The following is a 20,159-nucleotide window of genomic DNA, read 5'->3' as shown; positions in this document are numbered from 1 at the left end:
GTATTATGTTTAATTTCTATCTAGTTTGAACTCTAACTCGGTACTCATGGTTGAACTAATATGAATGGGCTTAGGTCCAATAGAACGACTCTTTATAATGGCCGTTAGTGCAGCCTTATCAAGGGTATTGAAACCAGAGGAGCGAATGATTTTAGCGTCATATAAGCTACCGTCAGCATTGATATTAAATTGTAATAGTACTCGCCCTCGATGGCGCTGCTTTCTGGCTTGACGGGGATACATTTTATGACGCTCGATTTCTTGTTTGAGTAACGAATAATAGCGTTCACCTTCTTTGTGTTCTCCTACCTTTATTTGAGAAGTATCATTATTTAGTGCTCCTCCTTGCATAGTAGTATTATTGTCTCCGTCTAAATTGACTGCTGGATCAACAGATGGGTTATTGTTCTTATTCTTATTTATTTTCTTCTTGGTTTCTGAAAAGGTTTTGTTGTTGGTCTTTTTGACCTCTGTTACTTTTTTTTTGTTATTAATTTTTTCTTGTTTTGGGTTAACGGTTAGTACTGGATTTATTGCTGAATCAGGTAAAATAATCGGTAGCTCTTCACTAATAGATTTATTTATCTCTGATGTTGTTTCTATACCGGCGGATATCAATGTAATTGTTGTATTAGGGAAAATGTTATGGTGGCTTGATAATGTCTGAGTAGCATTAATCGAAGTAGAAAAGCACAGCCATATTAAAGCAGTATGTAAAATAATCGATAATAGAATATAAGCTAACAGTCTTATCATGGTTTTTTATCTCAATATTTTAGTAGGTTTAATATGGTTGTGTTGTTGTTTATTTAATTAAAATGTACTGTTAAAGCTAAGTTTAAATGTTCTTCCTGGAGCGGGCATCATCGAGCGAGTTAACGGATCGAGATAATATTCATCAGTTAAATTGGTCCCGGTTAATTCTATTGACATGTTGTCGTTAATTTTATAATCCACATAGGCATCAATTGTAAAAATTGGATCCCAACGCATTGGATTGTTATTAATGCCTAAATAAGAACTAGATTTAATTCTCATTAAATGTTTTTCATCACGATTTTCTGCTTTACTGTGATAGGTAAATCGACTGCCAATTTTGATTTTTTTATCCCACAAACGAGCACCTAAATTCATATTAAAGGAGTAATTAGGTTGAATTGCGGTACGTAAAAAACCACCTGGAAAACCGCCATCAATACATTCTGGAATGTTGTGTTGATTATAGGGATCTAAAAGATGAGTGGAGTTAAGATCACAAACTTTATTTTTTATATTATAAACATAACTGATATCACTAAAAATCAAACCATTATCATAACGTCCCTGTACTTCAATACCGGATAATAACTGTCTATCCATTTGGGTAAAATTATAGTGCGCATCTCGATCGAATACATTTTCTATGGTGGTATCAAAATAGGTTAATTTAATATCAGCGTGTTTTTCTGTTTTTAATAAATTTGCCAGATTATAGTGGATACCTAATTCTTGTGTTTTAGCACGTTCCGGGTTGATTTTTTCACCAAGAATAATCTTACGTATTCCAGAAAAACCGACACTATTTTCAAATAAGCTGGGCATTCTGACTGATTCGGCATAACGAAGATAAACACTTAAATCATCAGTGATGGATACGGCAGCTGAGAGGACCGGAGCAATTCCGTGATCTTTGCGTTTTTTCTCTTTTTGCCATAGCATGTCTGCTGGTGGCTGAATAAAAATTTGATCATCATGATAAACATTGAAAGGATAATGGCGTTTTACGGTTTTGCCGGTTTTAAAATCATTCACCTCTTCATCAAAATTGATTTTACCGTTAAAGAAAGGATTATCCCTTTTATGCAATTTTCCATCGTTAGGGTTATAAAGTAAGGGGGTCGATTTAAATCGATAATCGGTTCCGCTTGGATTATCAGGTCTTCGCATTCTTCTATCATTATTCATCTCAATACTGTATATTTGAGAGTATTGTTCATTTTGTTCTTTCTTTGCTATATCTAGCCAGCTACGTTGCTTTTTTAATCTATCAATATTGTTTGTTATCGCTATTTTTTGCTGCTCATTAAGTGGATTTTTATTATCGTTTAAAGAGTTATTTAATTGTATTATTTCCCTATAATAAACCTCCATTTCATCACTTTGTTTGTTTATTTGCTTCCTTAAGTTACTGCTATAAACTTGAATGTCATGATCATATTTACTATCTGAGTCATGATCTTGTTGACTATCCGACCGAAAATATTGGACTTGATAACCAGCATGGTGGCCGCTTTTTTTATAGCCTTTTGCTTTTTGATCCCTTTTTTTATTAACCAGATCATCAATTGACCAATAAGTAACATAATTGGCACCGGCTGAGAAAGTTAAGAATTCCACCGGTTGCCAGTCGAATTTAAAAGCCAGTTGATACTCTTGCCGGCGGCCTTCTCTACCAGGATATTGAAACAGCCAAATGTCTACCCCAGCGTAGTCAGTATGGTTAATTAATTTTTCATTTTGAAAGTGGCTGCTCAGAGTAAGATTTAAATTAGGTGTCAGGGTAAATATATTGCTAATATCCAAACCCCAGCGGTTATTCTCATTACTATTATTAGCGGTATTAATTAACCTGCCATCAATAGTGGGATCTTTAATCGCTTTTCGATACTTATATCTGGTGGCAGTATCCCAATTAACATCTCTGTTTATTGGCGCTCTTGGGTAGCCGCCGGCACTATTGGTATTTGCATCAGTATGGTTAAACCAGGCACTCATATAAAAATCGAACCATAGACTATCAAGCGGTTGGTATTTAAGGCTGGCGCTACCGGCTTTTTGGTGTACTTGGGCTAAAGGCCATTGCGGAACCATATTGCGATCGACATCAACAAAACCCAGTCGAGATGGCATAATATCACCGAACTCCAGTCGGGAATCGCGATAAGTAAAATTAACTGTTAAATCATCCGCCAGATGCCAATTGTTTTTTAGCAACAGCGATTCCATCATGTTGGAAGTGTTAGGCACTTCTTTGCCAGCATGATAAATGTTGGCGACAAAAGGCATATAAGGATCGATTCTGGTATTGAGTTTGGTAAATTCTGATTTAATCGTTTTAGTTACCGGATAACGGTAACGATTTGCTCCTCTGGTACCGGCAAAATAGTTGCCTTTATTGCGGTAACTCGAGGCGATCAACAAATCATATTTCTCTTGTCGCAAGCCAACGGCAATCCGATAAGCATAATCGTCCAAACCGCCTAACGGTTTATCATGGTAATGGTGGGGACGAATATTGATTAAAGGATCATTAAATAAATAGGAAAAACCACTTAGTCCTTCTGAAATATTACGATAGTCCTCGCCTAATGGTAACTTTTTAAGCTGCGGTTTGATTGCGTTATTGCTGCCTTCTAATTTAACCGCGAAACCAAAGTTTTCATTTGCTGGCAGAATGTCATTAATATTAATTGTTTTGATGGTAATGCCGCCGCCGACCGAACTTTTAGTATGACGTGATAGCGAAGCCCCTTTTTCAATTTCAATTGAACTAATTAAATTAGGATCAAGATAGTTACGGTTATTGGCACCATTGTAGCCGCGGGTTACGGTAATTGATTGCTCAGTGCCATCAACGGTTAAGGGGATCCGTCCTTGTCCTTGAATGCCTCGAATATTAGGATCGATAGACGCACCATTACGTGCTTCACCACTATATACACCCGGCGTAGATTGAAACAGATCAGCCGGTGAAGCTCCTTTGAAACGTTCTATCATCTCTTTGCCAAGATAAATATTAGAAATATTTTTATCATAGATATTGTCATAACCGTGTTCATCTTGTTGTGACATATCAGAAACCTCAATTTTACCTAAATGTTTTTTTTCCGCGTTTGTCTGTTTATCAGAAGATTGATGTTCAGCATAGCTAATAGCGGGGATAATCGAAGTAGAAAGTGAGATGGCAAATGCTATCGGTTTTTGGCGGCAGTTAAAAAAGTACATGATTTCCTTACCTAAAATAATTTTTAAATTAACAATCAAAAATAACGTTCAAAATTGAGTTACAGATCGTTTTTTTGATAGCGATAAAGCCAGCCGACATTGCTATTATTATTGCGATGAAAAAAGGTAACAGAGGGCGTGAAGCCAATAAGTTTTTTGGTTAGTTTTAATTTAATTGCGTAGATCCATTCTGTATCGTGCCGCTTGGCGCCGAGTCGTTGATCAAAATGTTTAAATTGATGTTGATTCCAAAGTAATGAAAGATTGGTTTCCAGATAAGGTAATGAGCTAAATTTAACGCCGCTACCAATATCATAGCGCTGGTAATCTTTTATTTTCCATTGATGTGAATGTTTAGAAAAACCAAAAGAGAGATACCAATCCATATTGTTAAAGGGATAATGAATAGAAAAAGAAGTTTCATGCTTCAGACCATTATTTTGTTGCCATTGGTAATAGTCTTTCCATTTAATTTGTTGATTAATCACTAAATCTAATTTAGTCACAACAGTTGGACGGTAACGCCATTCAATTTTTGCCCCTACTTCATAGGCATTCGGATCTTCTTCACCTTGTTCATAACCAAATAAGGGGCCGGCTAATAAGTAATGTTGCTGTGTTTGAAAATAGTAGCCAGTGTAGATATTGGCCTGATATTCATTATATGGGTTGTTTTGCCGATAGATTTGACCATTTGCCGTTAGGCGAATAAAAACCGAATGGGGCTCTTGCAGCATAAATGACTGTTGAGTCATACCGAATACAGAAAAGCCTGATGAGGTGATTTTTTTCGGCATTTTGCGAATCAATAGGCAATAGCCCTCAATATTTTTTTTAAGCACTCTGCTGGGCTACCAGGCGATCTATTAAGATTATCCGTTAGGTGGTAACCTAATGAAAATGTCGCAAAGAAAGAATTTTTATTATTAGCCACAATGAGAAGATATTTTATTTTTTTCTTAACCAGCTCAGGTAAATCTTGCTGTATTATTAATTCATTTAATAATGGTTTTGCTTTATGGTAAATCCGATTTTCAATATAAATATAACTTAAATCGAGCTTGGCGCGGGTAAAGTGAGGATTTATTGTTATTGCCTGTGATAAATAATGTATAGCAGATTGAAGTTCTCGATTTTTATATGACAACAAACCCTGCATAAAATAAATTAAACTCTTATCATGATAATTATTTTTTATTAATTTATTTAAATGATTTTCAACTTGTTGCCAATCTTTTTTATTAATAGCAATGAAAACATTAGTAATGTAATTCTTATTTTTTATTTTATTCACTTGTATATTATTTATTATTAATGAATTGGCGATAGTTAATTTTATATGAAAAAAATAATAAATAAATAGCGTTATGATTAATAGTTTCTTGTTAGTCATTTTTATTTCCATAATAAAAAAGAGCATAGAAATTCCATGCTCTTTTAAAATTTAAAATAAATTACTGTTTAGTGCCGCCAAAAGCAGTATCTAATTCATGATTACCATTAAATTGGGTAATACCGGCTATATGTTTGGCATCTGCACCAAAGAAGTGGCCTTTGGTTGTTCCTTCAATTGAATTGGCTGAAGCTTTTCCACTGAAAGAGCCATTACCATTAATATTTGCATCAATATTCATGGTTAATGCGCTATGACTTAATGATCCTTTTAGGCTGTTTTGCACAAAATCGGCGGTTAATTCACCAGTCATCAAGCCATAGTTAGAATAATCGTTAAACCCTTTAATAGTATAGGTGGCGGTACCTGCGGTTGGCATATTTGCCGTAATATCTTTACCTGCATAGTAAGTGGTGTGAGAGGATGAAGACATATCACTAGTTTGCGCCCATTCACCGAAGAAAACATCAATATCGTCGAGTTTAGCGAATGCAAATGATCCCATATTGGGGTGGTGGGAATCGCTTGTACCACCAAGCTGATAAACGTTATTATCATCTTTATCAGAGTACATTATCAAACCGGGAAAACCAATTTTATTACCGCCATGTAATTCAGATAAACCAATAGCCGGATCACCTATCTCGGCTTTATGAAAGCCATTAGAGGCTTGTTCCATTTTACCAACACTCAGAGAATTGCCATGAGCGGTATTTGATTGATTAAAACCAGTTGCTGCATGGCTAAAGCCAATATATCCAATTGATAATGTTAGCAAGGTAATAATATTTAATTTTTTCATTTTTAATTCCTTGTAAAAATATTAAATTTTTTATGATAAAAAATGGGATAGACGAATAATTCATTGTCTTAAATAAACAATAAAATAAAAAATAACCTAAGTAAATGATAGTTATTATCATTTGGTTATAAAATAAATAAATATATAACTAACTAATTTAATAGCAGTATGATTTAATTTTACTTTTTAAATTTAATGGTTATTAAATATCAGTAATCAAAATTTAAAAGTGTGATCTCAATTAAATAAATGAGGCGGTAAATAAAATAAAATTATTTTATAAAAGAATTTTATTTTATTAATTTAATTATATTTATTAAATAAAAAATAAATGATATTTATTGAATTTAATTATTCCGTTAAGCGTTCCGGATAACTAAAAATAGTGGCTTTACCCGATCGACAAAAACCAACTAACGTCAATTGACATTGTTGGGCAATTTCAACCGCAAGGGAAGTGACGGCTGAGATAGCAAAGAGGATTTCTACCCCGCAGGTTGCTGCTTTTTGTACCATTTCATAACTTGCTCTGCTTGAAATTAACACTGCGCCGTTTTGCCATTTTTCTCGACTTTTCATACCAAGCAATTTATCAAGTGCGACATGACGGCCAATGTCTTCACAGCCTCCCGCTAGCTCACCGGTGGGAGTTATCCAGGCTGCGGCATGAGTACAGCCGGTTAATTGGCCAATTTTTTGGATGGTATTTAATTGAGATAAGGCCTGATCCAGATAAGTTAGTGAAAATGATTGCGTGAAGGGAAGCGGATTGATTGGACGAAATAGTTGGCTAAGTTGTTCTGTGCCACAGATGCCACAGCCAGTACGGCCAGTTAGATTACGCCGTTGTGCTTTTAATGCCATAAACTGGCGGGGTGATAGTTCAATATTTAATTCTATGCCCTTTGAGTCATATTTACTGATGTTGATATCGCGAATTTCTTCAGCAGATTGGATAATGCCTTCGGACAGCGAAAAACCTACAGCGAATAGGGTTAAGTCTTTTGGGCTTGCCATCATGACGGCATGGGAAATGCCATTGTAGACTAAGGCAATAGGGACTTCTTGCGCAACATTGTCCAAATTAAAAATATTAAAATTTTCCTTTTGGAGAACTTTTATTTCGGATACTCCGATGTTTTTAACATTTTTCATCATTTCAGTTGCACAAAAATTACTCATTAGCCGAATTACTAATAATATAATACATTAAAAGAGATTATATTAATTATTATGGATAGAGAGTTTGATCCGACCAAAAAAGATCGTGATTTAATAAAAAATGATCACCTATTTTGCTGTTTTTTTATTTTATGGAAACCAATGTCAGTCATGTGAATGAGGAGATTTTTAATGCAAGTCAGCAGAAGACAGTTCTTTAAGATCTGTGCTGGCGGTATGGCAGGTACAACGATTGCTGCTTTGGGTTTTGCTCCGGCAACTTCATTAGCATCTGCGCGTCAATATAAACTATTACGTGCCAGAGAAACCCGAAATACCTGCACATACTGTTCAGTTGGTTGTGGATTATTAATGTATAGCCTTGGTGATGGGGCTAAAAATGCCAAAGAAAGCATATTCCACATAGAAGGAGATCCCGACCATCCGGTAAGTCGAGGCGCTTTGTGTCCAAAAGGTGCTGGACTAATTGATTTTATCCATAGTGAAAGTCGTCTGCAATTTCCCGAATATAGAGCCCCAGGCTCTGATAAGTGGCAGCGTATTAGCTGGCAAGAAGCATTTGATCGGATTGCTAAGTTAATGAAAGCCGATCGTGATGCTAACTTTATTAAAACCAATCCTGCCGGGACAACCGTTAATCGTTGGTTAACAACCGGTATGCTGTGTGCTTCAGCTAGCAGTAACGAAACCGGTTTTGTTACCCAGAAATTTTGTCGGGCTCTGGGAATGTTAGCGGTTGATAATCAAGCTCGTGTCTGACATGCGCCAACGGTAGCAAGTCTTGCTCCAACATTTGGTCGCGGTGCCATGACAAATCATTGGGTTGATATCAAAAATGCTGACCTGATCATTGTTATGGGGGGAAATGCGGCGGAAGCTCATCCGGTCGGATTCCGTTGGGCAATCGAAGCAAAAATCCACAATAAAGCTAATTTAATTGTCATTGATCCGCGTTTTACCCGTACTGCATCAGTGGCAGATTTTTATACTCCTATTCGTTCAGGTACTGATATTACTTTTTTATCGGGAGTGATTAACTATCTAATAAGTAATAATAAAATTAATAGCGAATATGTGAAATCTTATACCAACGCCAATTTAATTGTGCGCGATGATTATCATTTCGAGGATGGGCTATTTAGTGGCTATGACGCTAAAAATCGCCAATATGATAAAACTTCCTGGAACTATGAGTTAGATGGCAACGGTTTTGCTAAACGAGATGAAACTCTACAGCATCCACGTTGTGTTTGGCAGTTGCTTAAGTTACATGTCAGTCGATATACGGCGGAAGTGGTTGCCAATATTTGTGGAACGCCGCAAGAAGATTTTATTAAGGTTTGTGAATATATCGCTGAAACCAGCGAAAAAGATAAAACTGCTTCTTTTCTCTATGCATTAGGTTGGACACAACATTCTATCGGTGCACAGAATATTCGTACCATGGCAATCATTCAATTACTGTTAGGTAATATGGGAATGGCCGGTGGCGGAGTTAATGCTTTACGGGGACATTCAAATATACAAGGTTTGACTGATCTCGGGCTGTTATCTCAAAGTTTAACCGGTTATATGAACTTACCATCGGAAAAACAGAGCACGTTAGCCAGTTATTTGGCGGCCAATACCCCAAAACAAACACTTCCTGATCAAGTTAACTATTGGAATAATTACCCTAAATTTTTTGTTAGTTTAATGAAAACTTTTTATGGCGACAAGGCGCAAAAAGAGAATGATTGGGGTTTTGACTGGTTACCTAAATGGGATAAAAGTTACGATGTACTACAATATTTTGAGATGATGAATAAGGGGGAAGTTAATGGTTATATTTGTCAGGGATTCAATCCGCTGGCCTCTTTCCCCGATAAAAATAAAATCATTGGTTCATTGTCCAAATTAAAATTTTTAGTCACGATCGATCCATTGAATACTGAAACCGCTTGTTTTTGGCAAAATCATGGCGAATTTAATGATGTGCAGCCAGCAGAAATCATGACCGAGGTTTTCCGCTTACCCTGTTGCTGTTTTGCTGAGGAAAATGGCTCTATTGTTAATTCTGCCCGTTGGCTACAATGGCATTGGAAAGGCGCAGATGCACCCGCAGAAGCGCTCGGTGATGGAGAAATTTTAGCTGGTATTTTTCATCGTTTGCGTCAGCTTTATCAACAACAAGGTGGCGCTGTACCTGAGCAACTATTAAATATGCGCTGGGATTACTATGATCCTTATCGCCCAACAGCGGAAGAAATTGCACAAGAAAGTAATGGTTACGCGTTGGCAGATTTGACGGATGCTAATGGTAATCTACTGGTGAAAAAAGGCCAGTTACTGTCAGCTTTTGCCCAATTACGAGATGATGGAACTACCAGCAGTGGTTGTTGGATTTTTGCCGGTAGTTGGACGTCCGCGGGTAATCAAATGGCTCACCGAGATAATGCCGATCCTTCTGGTCTAGGTAATACATTAGGTTGGGCATGGGCTTGGCCGGCTAACCGCCGCATCCTTTATAATCGAGCATCCGCTGATCTGGCGGGAAAACCCTGGGATCCTAAGCGTCAATTAATTGAGTGGGATGGAGCCAAATGGACAGGCATTGATATTGCTGATTATAGCGGGGCACCGCCAGATTCCGGTGTTGGGCCATTTATTATGCAACCAGAAGGATTAGGCCGTTTATTTGCTTTAGATAAGATGGCCGAAGGCCCCTTCCCTGAACATTATGAACCTTTTGAAACCCCGTTAGGAACTAATCCGTTACATCCAAATGTTATCTCTAATCCTGCTGCCCGCCTATTCAATGACGATCTTAACGCATTAGGAAACGCTGAAAAATTTCCTTATGTCGGCACAACTTATCGTTTAACTGAGCATTTTCACTTTTGGACCAAACATGCGCATTTAAATGCGGTTATTCAACCTGAGCAATTTGTTGAAATTGGTGAACGATTGGCAGAGAAAAAAGGTATCAAAGCAGGCGATGTGGTTAAGGTTAGTTCTAACCGTGGTTATATCAAAGCGAAAGCGGTGGTGACTAAGCGTATCCGTACCTTAAAAGTTGATGGTCGGGAAATTGATACAATTGGGATCCCAATCCATTGGGCATTTCAGGGACTGACGCGAAAAGGCTTTATTGCCAATACGCTAACGCCATTTGTTGGTGATGCCAATACTCAGACGCCTGAGTTTAAAGCATTCTTGGTTAATGTGGAAAAGGTGTAAGGAGGTAGATGATGGCTTCACAAGATATTATTCGCCGCTCTGCGACCAACTCGTTAACACCGGCTCCTCAAGTGCGCAGTGATAAAGAGGCAGTCGCAAAATTAATTGATGTCACCACATGTATTGGTTGTAAGGCGTGTCAGGTTGCCTGTTCCGAATGGAATGATATTCGTGATGAAATTGGTCATAACGTTGGGGTTTATGATAACCCGTTAGATTTGACGGCGAAATCATGGACTGTGATGCGCTTTGCTGAAGTTGAAGAGCAAGGGAGATTAGAATGGCTGATCCGCAAAGATGGCTGCATGCATTGCGCTGATCCAGGCTGTTTGAAAGCTTGTCCTTCTGCGGGAGCGATTATTCAGTATGCCAATGGAATAGTCGATTTTGACTCAGAGCATTGTATTGGTTGTGGTTATTGCATTGCTGGTTGCCCTTTCAATATTCCCAGATTAAATAAAGAGGATAATCGGGTTTATAAATGCACCCTTTGTGTTGATCGGGTTGAAGTAGGTCAAGAGCCGGCTTGTGTAAAAACTTGCCCGACTGGTGCAATTCATTTTGGTAGTAAGAGCTCGATGAAACAACTTGCTGCTGAACGAGTTGAAGAGTTGAAAACCCGAGGTTATCAAAATGCCGCGCTTTATGATCCACAAGGTGTTGGTGGTACGCATGTTATGTATGTATTACACCACGGTGATAAGCCCGAGCTGTATCATGGCCTGCCAGATAATCCGACTATCAGCCCAACCGTCACCTTCTGGAAAGGTATTTGGAAACCGTTAGCTGCTGTAGGGTTTGCCGTTACCTTTGCTTCTGCATTTTTCCATTATCTGGCGGTGGGTCCAAATCGTGTTTCTGATGAAGATAATGCGGATAAATTGCCAAATAATGATGATCAAACATTAACAAAGAGCGATAAATTGGCGAGTAAAAAAAAGAGGAGGATAGCTGATGATAAAAAAACCGAATGAAAAAATTATCCGCCATTCTGCCAGTGAACGAATCAATCACTGGCTAGTGGTTATCTTTTTTTTATTTACGGCAATTAGTGGATTAGGTTTTTTCTTTCCATCGTTAAATTGGTTGATGAATATTTTAGGTACGCCACAACTATCAAGAGTGCTGCATCCATTTTTGGGTGCCATGATGTTTGTGCTGTTTGTTGGCATGTTTATTAGATATTTCAAACATAATTTTATTGATAAACAAGATATTATTTGGGCTAAAAATATTGATAAAATTTTAAAAAATCAAGAAGTCGGTGATGTTGGTCAATATAATTTAGGTCAAAAAGCGGTATTTTGGTTGGCAACAATTTGCCTGTTTTTACTTTTGATTAGCGGTATTATTATTTGGCGTCCTTATTTTGCTGACTATTTTCCCATCCCAATTATTCGTTTGGCATTGCTGCTTCATTCTGTTGCGGCGATTGGTTTAATAATGACGATTATTATTCATGTTTATGCCGCTATATGGGTAAAAGGCTCTATTCGAGCAATGGTTGAAGGGTGGGTAACGCGGGCTTGGGCGAAAAAACATCACCCTCGTTGGTATCGTGAGATTGTTGAAAAAGAGAAGCCACAGCAAGAAAAGAGCAGCTAACAGCGTTTTTTTCGAGTAGTAATAACAGAGGCAGAATAATTATATTCTGCTTTTTTTATGTTATTTATCCGTTTATAGATCCCTGTTAGCTTTTGGTCTATTCTGAGATTTATTGGGCAATAATGGTAAAATAAATCATCAAAGAGAGCATATCTATGAGCATTAGGATTTTACCTAAAGAAGAGATGGGTAAAAATGAACCAGCCAAAAAAGGCATCTGTCATATCCCGCCGGTTTTATTTCCAGATTTAAACAATCTATATCAATCCCGAGCTGAACGTTTCCAATCATTAGCGACGGCAGAAAATCCATTTAGTGAATATCTCATCTTTGCTTCCCATGTTACCCGCGCTCAGCAAAATGCGCTGTATGATAATCCTTTGATGATGGATATCACGGATATCCTGCAACAATCGATGATCGCCAATAAACCGCCATTAGATTGTAAAACTTTTATCCGCACTGACCATTGGCATAAATTATTTAATTCTTTAATTGCTGAACTGGCTCCTGTGGTACCCGAAGAAGTAAAGCCCGCATTAGAAAACTTAACCAAAGTTTCTATACATGAGTTGGAGTTGATGGCAACAGCGTTACTCAATGGTGAATTTAGCCAAGTACCACCAGAACAAGCATTGTTTATTTGGGCTGCCCTTTCCTTGTTTTGGGCACAAATGGCCAGTCAAATCCCGGGTAAAGCTACCGCCGAATATGGTGAGCATCGTCAATTTTGTCCGGTATGTGGCAGTATTCCAGTTTCTAGTGTGGTGCAAATAGGGATAAATCAAGGGCTGCGTTATTTACATTGTAATTTATGTGAAACTGAATGGCATATTGTGCGGGTAAAATGTAGTAATTGCGAACAAACAAAAGAATTAGATTATTGGTGTCTAGCTAGTGAATATGCGGCGGTTAAGGCTGAAAGTTGTGGTGATTGTGGCAGTTATTTAAAAATTCTCTATCAGGAGCGAGATGCCAAGGTTGACGAAGTTGCTGATGATCTGGCTTCCCTGATCCTGGATGCTAAATTGGAAGAAGAGGGATTTGCGCGTAGCAGTATTAATCCATTTTTATTTCCTTGCGAATAATTTAAGGTATCAATCGCTTATGTCCAAAGATGTTACTTCATTATATCGTCAGTTACCCGCCATCGATTATTTACTGAATGAAGCGCCGGTTTTATCGTTGATAGAAGGTTATGGTCGAACTCAAGTAACAAAGATATTACGCAATATGCAGCAGCATGCACGTGAACAAATAAAACAGCAGCAATGTTTACCTGTGTGGCAAAGTGACTGGATTGGTGCGCTTACTCATCAACTCCAACGGCAGGAGAATTGTGCCTTACGGCCAGTTTTTAATTTAACCGGCACGGTGTTACATACTAATTTGGGGCGTGCGTTAATGGCAGAAGAAGCGATTGAAGCGGTTGCTCAAGTGATGCGTTATCCAGTGACCTTAGAATATACGCTTAATGACGCAGCGCGTGGACATTGTGATCGAATATTAGCTGATTTACTCTGTGAACTAACGGGTGCTGAAGATGCTTGTATTGTCAATAATAATGCTGCTGCAGTGTTATTAATGTTAGCAACTATCGCGGCGGGACGGCAGGTTATTGTATCGCGAGGAGAATTGGTCGAAATTGGCGGCGCATTTCGCCTGCCAGAGGTAATGAAACAGGCTGGCTGTCAGCTGATAGAGGTAGGAACAACCAATCGAACTTATCTCCAAGATTATCAGCGTGCAATAAATGAAGAGACTGGTTTGTTAATGAAAGTCCATACCAGTAATTACCGTATCCTAGGTTTTACCGCCGAGGTTGAAGGCCATCAGTTAGCTCAGCTTGGTGCTAAATATAATATTGCTACTGCGATTGATTTAGGTAGTGGTGCGCTAATTGATATGAGCCAATATGGCTTACCGGCTGAGCCGATGCCACAACAATATCTGGCTCAAGGAATTGATCTGGTGTCAATTTCAGGCGATAAATTACTTGGTGGCCCGCAGGCGGGTATTATTCTAGGCAAAAAAAGTTGGATAGAGGCTATTCAACAACATCCGTTAAAACGCGCGTTACGAGCGGATAAAATGACGTTAGCCGCCCTGGAAGCTACATTAAGACTCTATCAGCATGGCGAAAAAGTGACAACTTCGTTACCCACCCTTAACTTTCTGGCACGACAGCAACAGGAAATTCGCCAGCTGGCGCAACGGCTTATTGAACCGATAAAGCGCCATTATAGTGGTCAATTCAGGGTTAAAGATGAAGCCTGTTTTTCGCAGATTGGTAGTGGTTCACTACCCAATGAACGATTGGCTAGTTGGGCAATACCATTTACGTCTAAAGATAATAAAAGTAATCAGTTGCTATCACTGGCTCGCCAATGGCGACAATTAGCTACTCCTGTTATTGGTAGGATTTCAGCTGGACGCTTATGGCTAGACTTACGCTGTCTAGATGATGAGGCTAAGTTATTACAGGTTTTATTAAAACAATGATTTTTGCCACCGCCGGTCATGTTGACCATGGAAAAACTGCCTTGATTCAGGCAGTGACAGGGATCAATACGCTGCATTTACCGGAAGAAAAAAAACGCGGCATGACAATTGATCTTGGCTTTGCCTATTGGCCACAAGCAGATGGTCGCTCGATTGGTTTTATTGATGTTCCAGGTCATGAAAAATTTCTCGCTAATATGTTAGCTGGTATTGGCGGCATATCCCATATATTGCTAATTGTTGCTTGTGATGATGGCATTATGACTCAAACCAAAGAGCACTTGGCTATTTTGCGTCTCATCGGCCGCCCGCAAATAACGACCATATTAACTAAAGCTGATCGCGTTTCAGTTGAGCGGATCCAAACGGTACAAACCGAAATCTCACAATTATTGACAGAGTATGGCTGGTCTCAGTCACTCTGTTTTGTCACTTCTACCTTAACTGGAGAAGGCATTCCTTTATTACGATCACATTTGCAAATGTTACATGGTCAAGCTGGCCAGCATGCCAAACTTGGTCATCGATTTCGTTTGGCGATCGATCGGGTGTTTAATGTTAAAGGCACAGGTTTAGTCGTCACTGGAACGGCTTTGTCCGGCCAAGTCTCTGTTGGTGATACCCTATGGTTAACTGGAATAAATAAGCAAGTCAAAATTCGGCGATTGCATGCGCAAAACCAGCTGGTTTCACAGGCACAAGCCGGTAATCGGATCGCTTTAAATCTGACGGGTGATATTAGCAAAAAACAGATTTCTCGTGGTGATTGGTTGTTAAGTGAACAACCGGCGTTTGCGGTTAATAAAGTTCTGGTTGAAGTTGAAACGAATGAATGTTTAAAAAATTGGCAGCCGTTACATCTCTATCATGCCGCTAGTCATGTGACCGGACGTATCGCTTTATTAAACCAACCACCCGATAAACCATTACTGGCTGAGTTGTCGTTGGATACTCCTTTATGGTTGGTAGATAACGATCGATTAATCTTGCGTGATATTAGTGCGCAGCGAACTTTGGCCGGTGCGCGAGTGGTTAAACTTCATTCGCCGCGCCGCGGTAAACGGCAAGCCGAATTCCTATCGTGGTTATCGCAGTTTGCTAATACCACTGGCGATAAGGAAAATTTGGCTTTTCAGTTGCCAACCGGCGAATTATCACTTAGGGATTATGGTTGGGCACGTCAACTTACTCATTCCTCATTACAAGCGTTAGTTTCGCAATTTGATGTGCTGATAGTTAACGATATTGCATTTTCTCAAATTAATGTTCAGCAGGCTAAACAGCATTTGATGCAAATATTGGCCGGTTATCATCAACATCATGCTGATCAGCTAGGAGTGGGCCGTGCCCGTTTAAAACGGATGGCATTACCTGGGTTGAATGATGAGCTGGTGTTTAGCCTACTGCGTCAACTGGTTGATGAAAAAAGGCTGATACAAACCAATGGTTGGCTCCATTTAGCTGAACATAGTTTGGTGTTTGACCAACAACAGGCGCAATTATGGCAAAAATTAGAACCCTATTTTGTGGCAAACCAGCCTTGGTGGGTACGAGAATTGGCAGTAAAAATTCAACAAGATGAAGCCATCATTCGCCATTTGTTGCGAAAAGCGGCAAAATTGGGTTTAATTACGGCGATTGTGCCGGACCGTTATTACCATAATCTACAAATTCAACAATTTGCTGCCATTATTCGACATTATAACCATCTAGAGGGAGCCATTACGGTGGCCAATTTTCGTGATGAGTTAGCAATAGGACGAAAATTAGCGGTTCAGATTTTGGAATTTTTTGATCGAAGCGGTTTTACCCGACGTAAATTTAACGCGCATATTTTAAGAGATCAGGGATTGTTTGAATAAATTATTTTTCGTTATTTTTAAGTTGATCGATTTGAGCAGCAGATAAAATTATTAAAATGTTAAGCATTTAGCATAATTTTTTATAGTCGCAATATATTCATTTTTCCTTTTATTGATTGAAATTTCTTGCTTTATGGAGTCAGCCATGAGAGCGATTGTTTTTACTGATCCTACCCTACCACTTAGCGATATACATTCACTTTATGAAATCGAGCTAGCAAAGCCCCAACCTCAGCCGCGTGATCTGTTGGTTAAAATTGCTGCTATTGCGGTCAATCCGGTGGATACAAAAATGCGCCAGCGTGAAACACCCAAAACACCAGGTATTTTAGGTTGGGATGCTTGTGGAGTGGTGGAGTCGGTTGGTAGTGAAGTTACGTTATTTAAACCAGGCGATTGGGTTTATTATGCCGGCTCTATCGATCGGCCAGGATGCTATGCCGAATATGGACTGGTGGATGAGCGGATTGCCGGGCATAAACCAACAGCGTTAACTGCCGTTTAGGCAGCAGCTTTGCCATTGACCTCAATTATTGCTTGGGAGCTGCTATTTGACCGACTAGCGGTTGCGGAGAATGGTGCTGCTGGTAAATCGATATTGATTATTGGTGCCGCCGGTGGTGTGGGTTCAATACTGATCCAATTAGCGCGTAAACTGACTAAGTTGCAAGTTTTCGCTACCGCTTCACGGCCGGAAACGCAGCAATGGGTCAGTGAGTTAGGGGCGCATGCGGTTATTGATCATAAAAAACCGTTAAGCCAGCAGCTTGCTGCATTAGGCATTCAGCATGTCGACTATGTGGCTTCATTAACCCACAGTGATGACTATTATCAGCAGGTATTAGATATTCTTATTCCACAAGGAAAACTGGCATTAATCGACGATCCTAAAACCTTTGATATTATGCCAATGAAACGTAAAGCCCTTTCATTGCATTGGGAGTTTATGTTTACGCGTCCTGTTTTTCAGACTGAAGATATGATCAAACAACATCAATTATTGCAACGGGTGGCAGGATTAATTGATCAGGGGATATTAAAAACCACCATCAGTGAAGAAGTTGGTAAAATAAGTGCTGAAAATTTGCGATTTGCCCATCAAATGATAGAAAGTGGCAAAGTAAAGGGCAAGCTAGTATTGGCTGGTTTTTAATTTAATGATTAGGGTTTTGATCTAATTTTCGAGGTGCTTAATTTGCACTTTTTTTAGTATTGACTAATTGTATATGTTGGCGAAGGAAATAAGTGCCGGATGCGCTTTTGTATTACACAAAAGATAAATATTTTTCATTTCTCTATAGAACCTAAAAATAGCTATGAAATATTTAATAACAGGATGTGCCGGTTTTATTGGATTTACGTTATGTCAGCGTTTATTACAACATGGTCATGATATTGTTGGGGTGGATAATCTTAATCATTACTATGATCCTGGTTTAAAAAAAGCCCGCCTTGAGCGCTTAACAATTTATTCGCAATTTCAGTTTTTGCGGCTGGATATTATTGAGCGGGAAAAGGTAATTGAAGTGATTACCTTAGGTAAATTTGATAGAGTGATCCATCTGGCAGCGCAAGCGGGTGTCCGCTACTCTTTAAAGGCTCCTTTCGCTTATGCAGATAGTAATTTAACCGGTTTTCTGTCGATATTGGAAGGTTGTTATTATGGTCAAATCCCTCATTTGATTTATGCTTCTTCCAGCTCGGTATATGGTACCAATAATCAATTTCCTTGTTCTACCACTATGTCCGTTGATCATCGCATCTCCCTCTATGCTGCCACCAAAAGAGCTAATGAGTTAATGGCGCATGCTTACTCTCATCTGTATAATTTGCCGACCACTGGGTTACGTTTTTTTACCGTTTATGGTCCTTGGGGTCGGCCAGATATGGCATTATTTAAATTTACTAAAGCTATTTTGGAGATGAAACCGATAGATGTATATAATAATGGCGATCTGAGCCGCGACTTTACTTTTGTTGAAGATATTGTTGAAGGAATATTATCGATTGCTGATATTATTCCGCCAAAAAAGAGCGATAAATCTTTAACGGCTAGCAGTGATGCGCCTTATCGTATTTATAATATTGGTAATGGTCAGCCAATAAAATTATTGGATTTTATTTCTGCTCTCGAGCAGGCATTAGGACAAAAAGCCATTAAAAATATGCTGCCGATGCAAGCCGGTGATGTCCATACCACCTGGGCTGATACCAAAGATTTGTTTTCGTTAACCGGTTATCGGCCACAGATTTCGATTAAAGAAGGGGTAAAAGCGTTTGTTGACTGGTATCGGACTTATTATCACGTATAGCCTGGATCCTAAATATTTGAGAGGTTAGTTTTGAAAATTGCTATTGCAGGAACAGGTTATGTTGGCCTGTCGAATGCGATGTTGTTAGCGCAACATCATGAGGTAGTTGCGTTAGATATTATTGCTGAAAAAGTAACGATGCTGAATAACCAGCGGTCACCCATAGTGGATAAAGAAATTGAAGCGTTCCTGACAGAAAAAAAATTGAACTTTAGGGCAACGACGGATAAACAACAGGCTTACCAGGGGGCAGATTATGTGATTGTTGCTACCCCGACTGATTATGATGCCAAAACTAATTATTTTAATACTTCTTCTGTAGAAGCAGTGATTGATGATGTAAACCACATTAATCCAGCTGCTACCATTGTTATTAAGTCAACCATCCCAGTGGGGTTTGTCGCCCGCTTACAACAAGAAAAAGGGTATAAAAATATCATTTTTTCACCGGAGTTTTTACGTGAAGGCAGAGCGCTATATGACAATCTTTATCCTTCTCGTATTGTGGTGGGTGAACGTTCCGAACGTGCCAAGATTTTTGCCGATTTATTATTAGAAGGCGCACTGAAAAAAGATGTCGCGGTGCTATTTACTGATGCCACCGAAGCGGAAGCGATAAAATTATTTGCCAATACTTATCTGGCGATGCGAGTGGCCTATTTTAATGAGTTAGATACTTACGCTCATAGCCGCGGATTGGATAGTCGTCAGATTATTGAGGGTGTTTCACTCGATCCGCGGATTGGCAGCCACTATAACAACCCCTCTTTTGGTTATGGTGGTTATTGCTTACCAAAAGATACCAAGCAGCTACTGGCTAATTATGATGATGTACCAAACAATTTGATTAATGCGATTGTAGAATCAAATCGGACGCGTAAAGATTACATTGCCGAAAGGATTATTAGCCAAAATCCGCAAAAAGTAGGCGTTTACCGGTTAGTGATGAAAGCTGGCTCGGATAATTTCCGCGCATCGGCAGTACAAGGTGTGATGAAACGGATCAAAGCAAAGGGAATCGAAGTCGTGGTTTATGAGCCGGTTTTACAACAAAGCGAGTTTTTTCACTCCAAAGTAATTACCGATTTGGCCGATTTCAAAGCCCAGTGCGATATTATTTTGGCCAATCGATTGGTGCCGGAACTGGAAGATGTAAAACAGAAAGTTTATACCCGCGATCTATTTGGTCACGATTGATAATTAGCCATATTCTGACGCCAATCGCAGCTTAAGATTGGCGCTTTGATTATTGCTGATTTGCCTATTTTTATCACTGGCGAGTTGCCATAGCTGCGAGT

The 20,159-nt window shown here is 39.0% G+C and carries 14 protein-coding genes and 1 pseudogene; 9 read left to right on the top strand and 6 right to left on the bottom strand.

Features of this window, described 5'->3' with window-relative positions; translation table 11 throughout:
* Nucleotides 1-9: 9 nt before the first annotated feature.
* The 6 genes from WH390_RS14330 to fdhD form a co-directional block, all read right to left on the bottom strand.
* The gene (locus tag WH390_RS14330) at nt 10-756 is read right to left on the bottom strand and encodes an energy transducer TonB (protein ID WP_052044894.1); all 747 of its coding nucleotides are present in this window, start codon (nt 754-756) and stop codon (nt 10-12) included.
* A gap of 57 nt (nt 757-813) precedes the next feature.
* Nucleotides 814-3,984 carry a TonB-dependent receptor domain-containing protein gene (locus WH390_RS14325; protein ID WP_052044895.1) on the bottom strand — a complete coding sequence of 1,057 codons (3,171 nt, stop codon included), beginning with the start codon at nt 3,982-3,984 and terminating at the stop codon, nt 814-816.
* Between the two features lie 59 nt (nt 3,985-4,043).
* A complete protein-coding gene (locus tag WH390_RS14320; protein WP_148305566.1) occupies nt 4,044-4,781 on the bottom strand; it encodes a surface lipoprotein assembly modifier in 738 nt (245 codons plus the stop codon).
* An 8-nt stretch (nt 4,782-4,789) separates the two neighbouring features.
* Nucleotides 4,790-5,377 carry a tetratricopeptide repeat protein gene (locus WH390_RS14315; RefSeq protein ID WP_032115598.1) on the bottom strand — a complete coding sequence of 196 codons (588 nt, stop codon included), beginning with the start codon at nt 5,375-5,377 and terminating at the stop codon, nt 4,790-4,792.
* A gap of 61 nt (nt 5,378-5,438) precedes the next feature.
* Nucleotides 5,439-6,179 carry a Slam-dependent surface lipoprotein gene (locus WH390_RS14310; protein WP_032115599.1) on the bottom strand — a complete coding sequence of 247 codons (741 nt, stop codon included), beginning with the start codon at nt 6,177-6,179 and terminating at the stop codon, nt 5,439-5,441.
* Between the two features lie 351 nt (nt 6,180-6,530).
* Nucleotides 6,531-7,361 (bottom strand): formate dehydrogenase accessory sulfurtransferase FdhD, encoded by an 831-nt coding sequence (gene fdhD / locus WH390_RS14305; RefSeq protein ID WP_032115600.1) that lies wholly within the window; start codon nt 7,359-7,361, stop codon nt 6,531-6,533.
* Nucleotides 7,362-7,532: 171 nt separating this feature from the next.
* On the opposite strand from fdhD, the gene fdnG reads away from it, so the two are divergent.
* From fdnG to WH390_RS14260, 9 genes and pseudogenes are all read left to right on the top strand, one after another.
* Nucleotides 7,533-10,580, top strand: coding sequence for a formate dehydrogenase-N subunit alpha (fdnG, locus tag WH390_RS14300; RefSeq protein ID WP_148305568.1), 3,048 nt, complete (start codon nt 7,533-7,535; stop codon nt 10,578-10,580).
* Between the two features lie 11 nt (nt 10,581-10,591).
* Entirely contained in the window at nt 10,592-11,554 is a 963-nt protein-coding gene (gene fdxH / locus WH390_RS14295) for a formate dehydrogenase subunit beta (protein WP_032115603.1), read from the top strand.
* Nucleotides 11,535-12,185 carry a formate dehydrogenase cytochrome b556 subunit gene (gene fdoI / locus WH390_RS14290; protein WP_032115604.1) on the top strand — a complete coding sequence of 217 codons (651 nt, stop codon included), beginning with the start codon at nt 11,535-11,537 and terminating at the stop codon, nt 12,183-12,185. Before fdxH ends, fdoI begins: the two co-directional genes overlap by 20 nt.
* Before the next feature lie 155 nt (nt 12,186-12,340).
* The gene (gene fdhE / locus WH390_RS14285; protein WP_032115605.1) at nt 12,341-13,273 is read left to right on the top strand and encodes a formate dehydrogenase accessory protein FdhE; all 933 of its coding nucleotides are present in this window, start codon (nt 12,341-12,343) and stop codon (nt 13,271-13,273) included.
* A gap of 19 nt (nt 13,274-13,292) precedes the next feature.
* Nucleotides 13,293-14,687, top strand: a complete 1,395-nt coding sequence (gene selA, locus WH390_RS14280) for an L-seryl-tRNA(Sec) selenium transferase (RefSeq protein WP_032115606.1) — start codon at nt 13,293-13,295, stop codon at nt 14,685-14,687.
* A complete protein-coding gene (gene selB / locus WH390_RS14275) occupies nt 14,684-16,549 on the top strand; it encodes a selenocysteine-specific translation elongation factor (RefSeq protein WP_406850605.1) in 1,866 nt (621 codons plus the stop codon). Before selA ends, selB begins: the two co-directional genes overlap by 4 nt.
* 145 nt (nt 16,550-16,694) lie before the next feature.
* Nucleotides 16,695-17,702, top strand: a pseudogene (locus tag WH390_RS14270) (zinc-binding alcohol dehydrogenase family protein).
* Nucleotides 17,703-17,865: 163 nt separating this feature from the next.
* Nucleotides 17,866-18,861 (top strand): NAD-dependent epimerase, encoded by a 996-nt coding sequence (locus WH390_RS14265; protein WP_032115608.1) that lies wholly within the window; start codon nt 17,866-17,868, stop codon nt 18,859-18,861.
* 30 nt (nt 18,862-18,891) lie between these two features.
* Complete coding sequence (locus WH390_RS14260; protein ID WP_032115609.1) at nt 18,892-20,058, top strand: nucleotide sugar dehydrogenase; 1,167 nt, start codon at nt 18,892-18,894, stop codon at nt 20,056-20,058.
* Nucleotides 20,059-20,159 lie beyond the last annotated feature (101 nt).

This window comes from Candidatus Arsenophonus nilaparvatae, from assembly GCF_045346035.1.
Taxonomy (GTDB): Bacteria; Pseudomonadota; Gammaproteobacteria; order Enterobacterales; family Enterobacteriaceae; genus Arsenophonus; species Arsenophonus nilaparvatae.
This window is presented reverse-complemented; position numbering and strand designations above follow the sequence as displayed.